We start from the raw sequence: 13943 nt of genomic DNA, 5'->3' as shown, positions 1-13943 counted from the left end.
CCGGAGGAGATACCCGAAGGGTGAGTAAGCGCGTCCTTGCTAGGGCTTCCCGTAGAGTACTTAAGTTCAAGGCGTACTCATCACTCTCGGTGCAAGATGTTATTCCGAAAAACGGCTAGATGCTACGGTATAAATAATACAAAAGAATCTACTATAAAATGATTTATGGAACCAGTCACTTTGACAGCTGTGGCTACGGCGATGCTCCCAGAGAGAGCCGCCCAAAGGGCGATCGCCATCCTAGCAGCAGCAGACAAAGATCCAGAAATTGCTCAACGAGTAAAGGAAGTAGCATTATATACGGTTTTTTGCCGTTATTCATGCTACAAATAATCGCACCGGTACTCCTAATCAAGCTGGGAAGATGTCAACTGAGATACTTATCGCACCAGTTCACCATCTCCCAAAGTGCATGAGCAACTCCTTCACGAGAGCGATAGCCGTGGTCTTCTAAAGGTAATACTACCAAGCGAACAGTTGCTCCCAGCCCCTTAAGCGCTTCATACAGTCGTTCCGTTTGTAGTGGATAAGTGCCAGGATTGGTATCTTTTTCCCCATGAATCAGTAAAAGTGGTGCTTTGATTTTAGCTGCATGAGTAAAAGGAGACATATGAATGTAAGTCTGTTGTGCCTCCCAGAAATTGCGTTGCTCTCCTTGAAAACCAAAAGGAGTGAGAGTTCGGTTATAAGCCCCACTCCTAGCAATACCTATGCGGAATAAATCAGTATGTATTAGTAAATTTACTGTTGTAAACGCACCATAAGAATGTCCACTAATACCAATACGTTTGGGGTCGGCAATACCACGCTCTACCACATAGTCTACTGCTGCTTGTGCTCCCGCAATCAACTGCTCTACATAAGTATCATTTGGCTCTAGATCACCTTCGCCAATAATCGGTAAAGTCGGACCAGAAAGAACTGCATAACGTTGAGTGAGAAGAAATAAAACAGAAGCACGGCTGGGACGGCTGAAAGTGTTTTCAGATTTCGTAATCTGTCCTGCGAATTCCTTATCTTTAAATTCTTCTGGATAAACCCAAAATAACATCGGCAGAGGACCATCACGCTTAGCATCATAACCAGGAGGCAGATACAGTTTTGCTGAGAGTTGCACACCATCAGCCCGCTGATATTTTACCAATTCGCCATAAACTCCAGCCAACTGAGGAGCAGGATCTTGATAATGAGTTAGGGCGATAGGACTTTGGTTCTCGTGACGGTTTAACAGAAAATAGTTGGGTGGTTCAGTTTGAGATTGGCGACGAATAATCACAGTTTGTGCTTCATCATCCAACACACAAGCGATTTCCTCAAGATATGGATCTTGACATTGCCATAAGCGTTGCTTGTGTCCTGTTTCCAAATCGAACCAATCTAAAAACGGATACGCTCCATTGGGTGAAGCTCCTTGCCCACTAAGGTAAATGATATTGCCTTGTGGTGCAAAGCGCAGAACTCTATACCTGTAAGATCCCACAGTCATCAAGGCTGAACCAGGATCTGTGTATTTATCTTCATAACTGCGGTCAAAGAGTAATTGCGGCGGTGTTTCAGGCGCTTGGGGATATATGCGCCAGATTCGTTCTTTACGGGTATCGTACCATCGTTCCGAAACCAAAGCGACATCTTCTTTACCCCAAGCAAGGTTCGCAAAGCGGTACTCAGATTCCCAGAGTTGCTTTGGTGTATCTGTAAAAGGAGCATCCAATTCAAATAAAGCATCCCGTTTGGGAACATCACGTGTTGGATCACCTTCGTCTAAAGCTTCTAACCAAGATAATGTTGCTTTTACATCGCTGCGCCAAGAGATTCCCCTGCGCCCTGTGCGGACTTCATCAAATTTAGTTGTACGACGGACAACAAGAGGTACATCAGCAACCTGATAAACCCATTTTCCTGTATCTTCAATAACTTCAATTTTCTTGGGAAAATACGAGATTGGAACTTGATAAGAAAACGGTCGATGCAGCGTGGTGAGTAGAATAAATTTGCTATCAGGCGAAGGTATGGCTTCATGAATGAGACTGCTAGACACTAACAAAGTACGTTGACCATGTAGCGTTACTTTCTCCAAGGTCGAGGTTAAGTAGTATTCAAGTAGCGCCTCATCGTGAGGATTTTGCAGTAGATTTGTGTAGGTGCGAGTTGGGCTTTTACCCTTAAGATTTTCTTGAATAAGCGGTCCTGGTGGAACGGCTGGTTCAGAGGGAGGCTTGGGGCGTTCGCCTAAAATGAACTTGCAAATAAGCGTCTCATCTGACAGCCAACGATACGGTTTTCCATACGCAGCGTTGAGAACTGGCTGTGTTAACTGCTTGGGAATAAAATCTGCAACATCCACAAACCATAATTCCAGTCCTGTTGCTTGAGTCAGAGTAAAAGCAAGTTTTCGGCTATCAGGTGACCACTTTAGGTAACCAATCTGGGCGTTGTCAGGAAGGGCCACGGTTTTGCTCATCTCTAAGAAAGGGAACCCCCGAATTCTCATGGTTTGAAAAGGGTTAGGATGAGCAGGTGCATTCGTTTTGGGATTGATCAAAAGACCTGCCAGAGGAACTTCCGTTTCTGCAAGCAAGGAAATGGGAACCAACAATGGTCTTTCCAACTCTACCATCCATTCTCTGTTGGGAGACAGCAAAATAGCAGGTGGCGATGGAGCATCCAGAATTTGGTTAATCGGTTCTGGAGGAGATTGCCAGAGTTGTTCAATAATGGGGTGATTTATAGAGAGATTGTCCATTTTGAGTGGGATGTTGGCAAGTTCATATTCCAAATTACCAACACCTGACTTAGAATACATCCTGAAAAGCTCACTTTGCTACTTAGTGTGTTGAAATTTCTACATTGCTTTTGATAAACAGAGCAACTTTTTTCAAACGTAAAATGTCCGCCGCGAGGGAAAGCTAGTCAGTAAGGAATGTAGATTTAATCAACAGCAAGTTTTGTAGGGTGCGTGAGGACTCTATTTTAGATTTTTCAATCTTCACTGACTGAAGCATGAGTATTTTTAGATACTCCATGTTTCAAGTGAGAACTATTTTGACTCAACAATTTCTGACAAACTTATAATCTCAGCCATAATTACAACATCTTTTTTTACAGATTTATGCGGAGTATTTTCAAGCTAGGTAGGAATCAAGAGAACTACGAAGAGATAATGAGTTGTTACGGAACACTAATGACAACTAAAACGAGTTAACTTTATTTGTACTGGCTGACTTATTCCTTAAGGTTTTTAAACTTATTTCTTATGAAAGATGACTAAAAATATTGCAGTGTTAGACTTAATATTAACTCCAACAAAAATGGAAGGAACTTAACAAATGAACATCATCGCGTGGGTGGTCTTAGGTCTTCTAGCAGGTGCAATTGCTAAAGCTATCTATCCTGGTTATCAAGGTGGTGGAATCCTTGCTACTATCGTGTTGGGAATAGTAGGTGCTTTTATAGGTGGAACTTTAGGAGTTCTACTCACTACTGGAAAATTAGCCCTAGCGACTCCTACCTTTAGCATCCCTGGTTTAGGTTTAGCTGTTATTGGCGCACTAATTGCTATTTTCATTTGGTATTCGTTTGCTCGCAGAACTGTTTAATGCAAGTTAACAATTTATTATTAGTGATTCGTAATTATGAATACAATTACGAATCATCTATTATTTAGAAGGTAAATCTTTTTTGTATTAATATTGTATTTTTAAGTAGGCAAGTAGAAATAAACACCAGCTACTTAAGAAGTATAAAAACGCCGAAAACGTTATTTTAACAAGCTACTTAATTATTGATTGCTACTTGGTATTAGACGAAATTCTATTTCTTAGGCTACAACTCTTGTATAGCAAGCATTTTAGAGATAGGAATCATAAACCGGTTAGAAATTGAGAAAGGCAGTTTGGATAAGAGTTTGACGGTTTTAGAGCCAAAATTAGTCTAAACTCCAATAAATAACCACTACACTACTAGTAGCCCAACTGGAAAAACGCAAAATATAGAAGGCGTATGATTGAAATAATCACAATGCCCGCTTTACTTAGAATCCAACTGATACTAGAAGAATACTTAAGCCAAAGGTAGGAAAAAACGAAACGTGCTGCCCGATCCTAGCTGACTTTCTACTAAAATCTCACCCCCTTGTAGTTCGACTAAACGACGGGAGATGGTTAAACCAATACCTGTTCCTCCAGAATGGCGATCGCGAGATTTGTCAGCGCGCCAGAACCGCTCAAAAACATACGGTAAATCTTCTTTGGCAATTCCCGTCCCTGTATCCGTAACTGCAATCCATAATTCAGAGGCTTCAGCCCAAGCACGAAGAGTAATTGAACCTTTTGTGGTGTGACGCACTGCATTACCAAGCAGATTGACTAGCACCTGTTCTGTACGGTCAATATCAGCCAATACCAAGGGGAGTTTCGATGGACATTCTAAGCGCAAAACTGGTCCATCATCTAGCAGTTGGTCAGCAAATTTCTCAACTAAAGACTCTAATAAAGGACGTAGATTGACTGACTGTGTCTTTATCGGAAGATAACCCGCTTCTGCCTTAGAGAGTTCTTGCAAATCGTTAACCAATCGCTCTAAACGCCTTGTTTCTTTTGCCAGTCGTAAATAAATTTCGGGAGTTGGTTCAATAGTTCCATCAGCAAGTTCTTCTAAGTAACCGCGTACGACTGTCAATGGCGTTCGTAGCTCATGGGTCATATCTCCAATTAGTTCCCGCCGTCGCGCTTCTATCCCTTCTATACTTATTGCCATACGGTTGAAACTAGCACCAAATCGATTCAATTCTGGAATATCTGATAAAGGTAGTCTTGCATCGAATTCACCAGTTGCGAACTTTTGGGTGATTTGTTCCATCTGTGTCAACCGCTGCATGATCAATCTAGACACCCAGTAACTCAGTCCTCCAGCCGCCGTAGCACCAGTCAACACCGACCATACAGTGCTTCGTCTCCAAGCAAATTCAAAGCTGTTAACTAACTCAGTACGAACATCAAATAAGTCATATCCTCTTTTTTCCAATCGTTCCAAATGCAGAACGAAAAAGCGAGGGGAAGAGACTTTGCTGATAATGACGAAGCTAGCGACTCCTACTATCATCACCAGTAAGTGGGAGATAAATAGGCGTGATGCCAAAGGTAATGACTTTGCCCAACGCCACCCCGTTTTTGTCATAAAATAACAGAAGAATCTTCAAACTTATAGCCAACTCCAACAACAGTTTTCACAAAAGTTGGATTAGTAGGGTCTGGCTCAATTTTTTTTCGCAACCGAGCAATGTGAGTATCCACCACGCGCTCATCACCAAAAAAGTTATCTCCCCAAAGTTTGTCAATAAGTTGGGTGCGATCCCAAACTCGACCAGGATTGCTAATAAAGGTGCTTAACAAATTGAATTCTAGGGTAGTTAAATCTAGCACTTCTGGTTCCTGAGAATTCATTTGACGACTTATCGTCCGCTGCTCTATATCCACAATAAAGTGTTTAGTACGGTACACCTGATTTTGTGAACCGTGGCGGAGACTACGCCGCAATAGCGCTCTTACTCTAGCAATCAACTCTCTGGGGCTAAAGGGTTTGACCATGTAATCGTCAGCGCCTGTAGATAAGCCAATAACGCGATCAATTTCCTCACCTTTAGCCGTAAGCATCAAAATATACGGGTCTTTTGCACCAGGTTTGTGCCGAATTCTTGCACAGACTTCCAAACCATCTAAACCAGGAATCATTAAATCTAAAATAATTAAATCTGGTGATTGCTCCTGAAACATTCGTAAGGCGTTCAAACCGTCGCTGCTAATGCGACAGGAAAAACCTTCTTTTTCTAGAGACATTTGGATTAACTGAGCAATTTCGGGTTCATCTTCAACGATGAGAATGTCCATACTAAATTATCGGCAAGCAAAATGCACAAGGTCATTTCGAATGGTTGCTATTGTAACCGATATTTTCTGATCAATATCAGGGTTGGCAGAGAAATCATAGTCAAATTTTTTACAATTTATTATGTTTCTTTTATTGGTAGCTAAGTTTATAGTAAGGTCATTTGATTTTAAGGTTGATAGATATCGGTAAGTAGTTCTTCCTCTAACGAGATAGAAGGATAGGGGAAACGAATTTTATCAAGATGTTGGTGAAATAATATAAGCCGTCCCTAAAAACTTTGTCTTCTATAAACTAGAATTCGACAAAGGTCGGTAGTTGTAGCAGGAATGCGAATCTTTTTGAATGTATTGTTTGATTGTCTCTATATCAACGAAATAATCAGTAACATCAATCAAACTGTCGCTCGTCATTGAGCGTATGCTGACAACTTCAACTCGAACTCCTTGATAGGAAAGAGCGTTAACTGCATACGCTAAATCTCCATCACCACTTACTAACACTGCAGTATCGTAGTAAGGAGCTAAATTGATCATATCTACAGCAATTTCTACATCTAAATTGGCTTTTTTAGAGCCATCTGGAAACTGTACTAAATCTTTGCTCACAACACGATAGCCATTCCGACGCATCCACAGCAAAAAACCCTGTTGCTTTTCATTTGTACGATCTACTCCAGTGTAAAAGAAAGCACGTAAAAGCTTTGCTTTCTCGGTTAAACAACAAAGAAGTTTGGCGTAGTCAATTTCAAGACCGAGTTGTAAACCGGCATGAAATAAATTAGCTCCATCTATGAAAATGGCTACTCGACCACGATTCAAATTACCGAAAATAGATTGCTCAATTTTAGTCACTGACATTTTTCTGTCTTTATCTTGGTCAATAGTCTCTGTGTGGCATTCTTCTTGCCAATGTGATTGCTCTTTGACTAATTTATATTGATTTTTTTCTTTGTTAAAACCAGCAAGATTCATTAATACCTCTGAATTTCAAATTTGGCAAGTCTTTTTGAGTCAATTGACAAAAGATAACTTATAGTAGATTATCACCTTGACAAAAAATAGTCTAATGTCAATAATGTTAGATATACTCAACTTATCCTAATGTTCAAAAGTACAAATCTCAAAAAATGTTTTTATTTTATACTTTTAACTCTTGATTTCAACATAGGCACGTGCTCAGCTATAAGCAGCATATTTATTGATTAGCATAATTTGAGTTATCTATCAACATTAACTTTATTGTAACTAGGCGTGCAACTCATCTACATATAACATCATATTGTATTGATAAATTTTCTGATAAAAATTCAAAAAAGTACCAAAATATGAAGACTGGTTATTTTGGAGATGGATACCACGCTATTTCTTGATAAAAAATAAAAAGAGTGCAAAAAAGTACATAAGTCATTACGTTATCGAGGACAGTGCCGAGATGAGGTAAGCCGTTTTTAGTCAGGTAGCGCAGACAGCACATGCCTCTGGCGTCGGCAGAGGCATGTGGCGTGGTTTCCCCGATCAGCGACGGGCGTTCCCCGAAAAAGTGAATCCAGTGCTGTGTAGGCGCGTTTGCCACGCCCAAGCGATCAGTGAATCCAGTTATATACCGAGGTTTCCCACACCCCTTAACTGGTGTTCGTTTTTCAAGCATATCCTCCCTTGCATACCCGTTGGGCGAGATTAGCAGTGCCATGAGAGGCAGGCATAGGGTCAGTTGTGGATATTATAATCTGGAGTGACAGAAGTTAGTTTTTCGTAACAAAAGATTTAAGCTTGACAGTCGGCTTTTTATCTTCTGACAATTGGTAACTGGAACACTGGTGTCAAGGCTTGAAATACACAATAGGGTTGTCTTTCCCTGAGTTGCACAGCAAAAAGTGAACTATTATACAAATTCAACATCCGATGGTGTTAATAAAAGAGTCTGTTAATGTCTGCATTTGTTTATGAGACAGTCCTTCAATTGTCTTTATTTCAGCCAAGATTTATCCTTCTTTTTTAAAATTATTTTTTTGTGAAACATCGATTGTGATTTGAGTTTCTTCGGGAGAACTAATGACAATTGCTTTTTGCTGCCGATAATCGTCTCTAGAAATAAATTGCCAAGTCGAGTCTTGTAAAAGTTCCAGAACCCATTGATGATAATTAAACAGACTCTCCCGATGTCCAACACTGATAAACGTTGTTTTTGTTTGTTGTAACTGTTGATATAAATTACCTTCGTTTTTCAAATCTAAAGCACTTGTTGCTTCATCTAATATGGTGAAGCTAGGACGAGTAATTAATAGTCGCGCAAAAGCAAGACGTTGTTGTTCTCCTAACGACAATATATTTTCCCAAGGAACTTCTGTATCAAAGCCATCTACCCGGTTCAGTAAGTGTTGGAGGTTAACTTGTTGCAACACACCTTCGAGTTCTTTGTCGCTCATTTGCCGAGTCGTATGAGGATAGAGTAACTGTTCGCGCAAAGTTCCTAAAATTATATAAGGGCGTTGGGGCAAAAACAACATTTCTTCTAAGGGAGGTCGAACCAGACGACCACTTCCTGCGTTCCATAAACCAGCGATCGCCCTCAACAAAGAACTTTTACCCCTACCACTCGGACCAACTATTAATAACCCTTCTCCTGGTTGAACAGACAATGACAAGTCTTCGACGATCACCTGCTCATAGTTAGGGGTTTGCAAGGTGACATTCTCAAAAGCCAAACGCTTATCTTCTATTGCTTTAATAGTACTAACATTCTCTGGTTGTTTGATAACAGCTTCTAACGCATCTGAAAACTCAGCTAAACGCTCAACATAACTAGAAAAGCGCCCGGAAGTCCCAAATTCACCTATTAATTCTCCCAAAGCATTAGAAAATAGAAAGCAAGCTAAACTAACTTGATTAATTTCTCCGTAATCAATTTGATCTTGAAGAAATAAAGGTGTAAGTATGAACATCGAAAATACAGTGACGGCAGACTGATATCCTCTGTTAAAAACATCCTGACCTCTCTCCCAATTCAGCCTGCGTTCAGCGCTTTTCAGAACATTATTAAATCTCTTTTGAATGATGTTTAATTCTTCGTTTTCTCCCTGAAAAAAAGCTATCGATTCAGCGTGATTGCGAACATGAGTCAGGCAATAAGCGAAGTCAGCTTTAAACTCAAGTTCTTCTTGATTAATTTCGTTCAGTTTTTGATTTAAGTAAACAGCAATCAAATTACCTATAATAGTATAAATAACCAGATAAATTGCAATCTCTGAAGAAATTGTCCAGAGGATTATTAAAAAACTTATCATTTCCAGCGTTTTTTCTAGGAAAGTAGCTGAAAATCTCAAAACACTGCTGGTAATCGGTTCAATTTCTTGAGATATGCGTTGATCTGGATTACCAATATCGGATTTAAAATTGATTTTATAATATGCTTGATGATTGAAATATTTTTCTAAAGTGTGATTATTTAGCCATTTATACCAATCAATAGCAATTTTTTTTCTGAGATATCTAGACAACGCTACCAAGAGCGTTACCACCACAATAAAAAGGGTGGAAACCCATAATGTACTTGTATACCTAGAAAGGTCTCTCTCTTCAATAACTATATCTATTACGTAGCGATTCCAGTAACTACTTAAAGCATTTACGCCTACAAGCGCGGCTATTAATAATATTAGGAGAATTAGCATTCCCCATGAGCGAATAACATCTGAAAATGCTCTTGAACCTGCCTCTGTTGGATACCAGTAAGGTTGAGCAACTATTTTGACATCCTGCCAAAACTGAGTCAAAATCGAAAAAGGATTCGTTATGGTTTTATCACGAACAACTTGAGTTTGCATATTTCAAAATATAGTCATTTGAGAGAATTAATACGCATTTACAGAAAGCTGACTCTATGGTTTAAAACCACGAGCCACTTGAAGAAATAAATTTCTCGCTTTATTTATACCAGTTTTCAATCAACTCTGCACTCTGTTGTTGGGTTTTTTTGTTTGCTACACTCCGAAACGCGTCTCTTACTCTCTTGCGATCGCTTAACATTCAAGACAACCACTACAAATTCTGATATAGCTATAGCCAACTCTATTAGGACGCTCTTAAGAGGGAATAGGGAATAGGGAAAGTGATAACTGGTAACTGGTAACTGATAACTGGTATTAGTTCATGTCCTAAGCTACCTGGCAACGGCTATACAAATTCAGATTCGATAATTTATTTTTTGGTAGTTAGTAGAATTTCCGCAATTGCTTGGGAAATCGGGAAGTGTGGTGAAAACACCTCCATCCAAAAAAACTCCCCAACTGGGTTAACCTCAAGGAATACGTGCCGACCATCCGGTGTAACAATAATATCTATTGCCCCATAGTTTAAGCCAAAAGAAGCCATGAGTTTGAGAAGTTTTTTCTCAACGTCTTCCGGCAAATCGTAGGGTTTCCAAGCGTTACTCAACGCCCTTCCCTCTTTGCGCCAATCAAAAGCAGATCCCTCCAAACTTTGCGAGTCTACTGCAGCTGTAAATACACGGTGTCCCACAATAGTTGTTCGCAACTCCAGCGCCTTTGGCACATTTTCTTGAAATGTCATCGGACAGAAACGCAGTCCTTCCAGATTCTCCAGATCATCATCTGTAACTGGATTGGTGAAAACAACCATTTCTTCTCCCTTCTCACCATAGATGGCAAAAGAAGAAAGCATTTTTGTGATGATACCCTGCTCTTTACACTCTTGGGCAAATAGCTTCACAGCTTCTGGATTGTTTGTAGTCAGGGTACGCGGAGTCAAAAGACCAACTTCTCGTGCAACTTGCAGTTGTAATTGCTTATTATTGGTAACATCAACATTTGACATTTTGTCGAAGTGGAATCCCTTGATGCTGGCAATCATACCCCTAACAGTGCGGCGAGTTTCCTCAATTGAAGCGTCTCTAAATTGCTTGTCCATCGTGTCAGGAATTTTTTGCCCGTAGCGCATCCGTCGGTACCAAACTGAAGACACTTCACTCAAATCAAGCTTCTGTTCGCCATCAGTAATAATGATTCGCTCAGAATCACCCTGATAAATATCTAGCTGCACTTCAGTGGGAAATCTGTCTGTGTCAAAACGAAATGCTTTTTCTCCTTTAGCCTCAATCGCTTTGATCACCAGAGGAATACTCTCGTTGTCTTTGCTAAAAGTAATGATTAAAACTGTCATTTTATTTTAGATTTTATCTTGATACCACTAGTCGGGTGGCTTCAGCCTAACGCACCATATTGTATCGCGGTACGTTGGGCGCTATGCTCATGTTTTGGGTGACAAATCATTTCAAATGATGCGCCTAACATACCCTACAGTAACTGTTTAGCCTTCATCGTTTTTTTGAAGTAGGGCATCTGCGATCACACTCGAAATCGGCAAGTCCAAATCTCGTTCCAGCATTCCCCACTCTCCTACGGGGTTAACTTCCAAAAACACATATTCACCTGATGGCGTGACAATGAAATCTAACGCCCCAAACAAAAGCCCAAATTTACCCATAAAAGTTTTGAGACGGCTGACGACTTCATCAGGAAGTTCATGGTGTTGCCATGCGCCAACATCAACACCAGGTTTACGCCAATCAACTTTAGCTGCTGAATAAACATCTGCATCTAGTGCCCCCACAAAGACATTGCCATTCACATACACCACCCGCAATTCCGACTGCTTAGGAATTTGCTCTTGAAAAACCATTGGGCAATAGCGCAGTGACTCAGCATCAAGCAAGTCTTCCTCTTTTACAGTGCTGGTGTAAAGGAAGAAAGAGTTGGTAACTTGCATACCGTAGGAAAGAGGAGTTAATAGCTTACTCACCATTTTTCCGTTGACTTGTTGGAAAAACTCCCGTGCGGCTTCAGCTTTGTTGGTGACAAGAGTCTGGGGGATAGTAAAACCTACTTCAGACGCAACCCGCAGTTGACGCAGTTTATTTTGTCCAGCATTTATGCATTCCAAATCATCTACCCAACGGGCTTCTTTAAGGCTGTCCCAAAAACCATCCAAAGTTGCTTGTGATTCTCTAATACAGGCATCTCGGAACTGTGGAGCCAATTCTTTACTCAGTTCTGGTTCCCAAATGCGTCGCATCCAAACAGCTTGCACCTGCTGTGTACTGATAGAGCGTGTACCATACTTCAACGTGTGATAGCTTTTGGATTTTTCAAAGTGTGCTGTCAATTGAACTTCTAGCGGAAACTTATCAGTGTCAAGGCGGAATGGTTGCGCCCCTTTTTTTGACAAAGCTTCTGCCACTCTATCTATTGTGAAGAAATCACCACTGTGAGTGATTAATAAAATAACGTCACGCGACGAGTGCATAAAACATTTGCTTTAAGAGTTTTACGACGAATATATTAAAGACTACCAAAAAATGAATGATCCAATCTTAATTTAGTCTTGCTACACCAATAGGATGCGTTATGCCTTCTCGCTAACGCACCACAATATCCTACTTGTATTTGGGAAAAACTTATTACTTTTCTTTGATTGGTAAAGCATGCTCATTACCATTTAATGGTACCGTTAATATGGTAATGAGCACGCCTTAATAAAGAGTTTTCAGTTATTTAATAACTCCAACTGCCTTCATTTTAGTTGAACAACACGCTTATTTAACGATCTTCCCAATCGGAAGGATACTTAAAAGTGAAGGGAGGAGGAGTCTGTGGCTTATCCTCATCTGACTGTTGAACTCCTTGTTCTTCCAAAAAGCGGGCGAAGAAAGGTGCCGCTTTTACATCCGATGGTTTTATGATCGTATTTTCAGACATGGGATTTTCTCTCGAACTTGGTTGATAGCAATCAGGAGTTTTTAGTTATTTAACAACTGCAACTGCCTTAATTTTAGATTAAGCTCACACTTATTTAGTAATCTTCCCAATCAGAAGGATACTTTAAAGTCTGGACTGGAGCAGTATTTGACTCTTGAGATGCTTGTTCCTCCAAAAAGCGGGCGAAGAAAGGTACCGCTTTCACATCCGATGGTTTGACGACTGTATTTTTAGACATGATATTTTCTCCTTGGGACTTTTTTGTTACCCAATTAACGTATAGCAGGTATCCGGTTATAAATGCAAGGACAGTTAAGACAGTTAAGAAATAATGATATAGCAATCTTAAATAATTCCTGAGCACAGAGGAACCGAGTTCCTTTGAGAAACAGGGTTTGGTGGTATTGGAAATTTTTACAAATCAAATGGGATTGGTATAAGAAATTGAAAATAAGACAGTTAAGACACTTAAGACAGTTAAGACACTTAAAAGGGTTGACAAAAGAGTCATCATGTAGTATATGGAGATTATAAAATGTGGGCCAAAAAAGCTTGATTTGGAACCATCGCAATTTTGCAAGACGGGTTTTGGGAGCCGGAAAACTCCTTACTTGATTACCGAAGCGGGCTGTGCAACTCGTACTGCAAAATAAAATAAATCCTTTCATCAACACCAGAGACAATCACTACTTCGCGAGCGATAGTTCAGCAGACTGAACAACCTGTAATTGGTAACTCTCGAAAGGAACTTTTTGCTGCTCATTCTCCCCTTGGGCAGAACTCACCGACTGATAGGTCACCAGTTCATAGTGAAGCCGATTACTTTGTCGCTCATATTGTGTATTGAGTAATCTATTTTTGACTCTGAATTGACTGTAGAGTCTGTCCCCAACCCACCACGCATCAATGAGAGTTCCATCTTTCTCGTCAATCACAAAATGACTAGCACCCTGATCCTTAGCAACTAACTCATAATTACGTACCAGCTTTTTCGCCCCCGTTCCGTAAGTGATTTGCCAACTGTAGCGCATGGGATTGTTAGAGATTGGCTGAATTCGGAGTGTCATTGGTACAGTTTGAGACCGCCCTTGTACAGGGCTATTGAACATTGTGCCGCTCCATGTGCCTTGCCAGTTCTGAGGAAAGGAATTACTCGACGATGCAGGAGTTTGCACAATCGTCATGCTTATAAGTATCAAAAAAGACATGAACGTGACAATGAGGAGGTTTCGCTTCAGCATAATAATAATTAATCGTTTCATATGACTGTCTCTTCATAGTTAAA

Annotated in this window: 11 protein-coding genes and 1 pseudogene; 2 read left to right on the top strand and 10 right to left on the bottom strand. The window is 40.3% G+C overall.

Translation table 11 applies throughout. The features are described from left to right. Nucleotides 1-165 precede the first annotated feature (165 nt). A complete protein-coding gene (locus DP114_RS15160) occupies nucleotides 166-333 on the top strand; it encodes a hypothetical protein (RefSeq protein WP_171976476.1) in 168 nt (55 codons plus the stop codon). A gap of 34 nt (nucleotides 334-367) precedes the next feature. On the opposite strand, the gene DP114_RS15155 is transcribed toward DP114_RS15160, so the two are convergent. Further along, nucleotides 368-2803 (bottom strand): alpha/beta hydrolase family protein, encoded by a 2436-nt coding sequence (locus DP114_RS15155; RefSeq protein ID WP_171976475.1) that lies wholly within the window; start codon nucleotides 2801-2803, stop codon nucleotides 368-370. A 523-nt stretch (nucleotides 2804-3326) separates the two neighbouring features. On the opposite strand from DP114_RS15155, the gene DP114_RS15150 reads away from it, so the two are divergent. After that, nucleotides 3327-3596 carry a GlsB/YeaQ/YmgE family stress response membrane protein gene (locus tag DP114_RS15150; protein ID WP_169262870.1) on the top strand — a complete coding sequence of 90 codons (270 nt, stop codon included), beginning with the start codon at nucleotides 3327-3329 and terminating at the stop codon, nucleotides 3594-3596. A 463-nt stretch (nucleotides 3597-4059) separates the two neighbouring features. Here DP114_RS15150 and DP114_RS15145 read toward each other — a convergent pair whose 3' ends face one another. From DP114_RS15145 to DP114_RS15105, 9 genes and pseudogenes are all read right to left on the bottom strand, one after another. Next, nucleotides 4060-5175, bottom strand: coding sequence for a sensor histidine kinase (locus tag DP114_RS15145; RefSeq protein ID WP_171976474.1), 1116 nt, complete (start codon nucleotides 5173-5175; stop codon nucleotides 4060-4062). Then, nucleotides 5172-5885 carry a response regulator transcription factor gene (locus DP114_RS15140; RefSeq protein WP_169262872.1) on the bottom strand — a complete coding sequence of 238 codons (714 nt, stop codon included), beginning with the start codon at nucleotides 5883-5885 and terminating at the stop codon, nucleotides 5172-5174. The genes DP114_RS15145 and DP114_RS15140 overlap by 4 nt, the downstream gene beginning before the upstream one ends. A 285-nt stretch (nucleotides 5886-6170) precedes the next feature. Next, entirely contained in the window at nucleotides 6171-6857 is a 687-nt protein-coding gene (locus DP114_RS15135) for a LabA-like NYN domain-containing protein (RefSeq protein WP_169262873.1), read from the bottom strand. Nucleotides 6858-7777: 920 nt separating this feature from the next. Next, nucleotides 7778-9709: pseudogene (locus DP114_RS15130) on the bottom strand (ABC transporter ATP-binding protein/permease). A gap of 373 nt (nucleotides 9710-10082) precedes the next feature. Further along, nucleotides 10083-11063 carry an MvdD family ATP-grasp ribosomal peptide maturase gene (locus DP114_RS15125; RefSeq protein WP_169262875.1) on the bottom strand — a complete coding sequence of 327 codons (981 nt, stop codon included), beginning with the start codon at nucleotides 11061-11063 and terminating at the stop codon, nucleotides 10083-10085. Between the two features lie 147 nt (nucleotides 11064-11210). Then, nucleotides 11211-12206, bottom strand: coding sequence for an MvdC family ATP-grasp ribosomal peptide maturase (locus tag DP114_RS15120; protein WP_169262876.1), 996 nt, complete (start codon nucleotides 12204-12206; stop codon nucleotides 11211-11213). Between the two features lie 293 nt (nucleotides 12207-12499). Continuing rightward, the gene (locus DP114_RS15115) at nucleotides 12500-12658 is read right to left on the bottom strand and encodes a microviridin/marinostatin family tricyclic proteinase inhibitor (RefSeq protein WP_169262877.1); all 159 of its coding nucleotides are present in this window, start codon (nucleotides 12656-12658) and stop codon (nucleotides 12500-12502) included. Nucleotides 12659-12752: 94 nt separating this feature from the next. Then, on the bottom strand, nucleotides 12753-12896 hold the full coding sequence (locus DP114_RS15110; RefSeq protein ID WP_169262878.1) for a microviridin/marinostatin family tricyclic proteinase inhibitor: 144 nt from the start codon (nucleotides 12894-12896) through the stop codon (nucleotides 12753-12755). A 448-nt stretch (nucleotides 12897-13344) separates the two neighbouring features. After that, on the bottom strand, nucleotides 13345-13920 hold the full coding sequence (locus DP114_RS15105) for a hypothetical protein (RefSeq protein ID WP_171976472.1): 576 nt from the start codon (nucleotides 13918-13920) through the stop codon (nucleotides 13345-13347). Between the last annotated feature and the right edge of the window lie 23 nt (nucleotides 13921-13943).

The sequence above is a fragment of the Brasilonema sennae CENA114 genome (genome assembly GCF_006968745.1).
Taxonomy (GTDB): Bacteria; Cyanobacteriota; Cyanobacteriia; order Cyanobacteriales; family Nostocaceae; genus Brasilonema; species Brasilonema sennae.
Note: the sequence above shows the minus strand (reverse complement) of the source record. Positions and strands in the feature narration are given on the sequence as shown.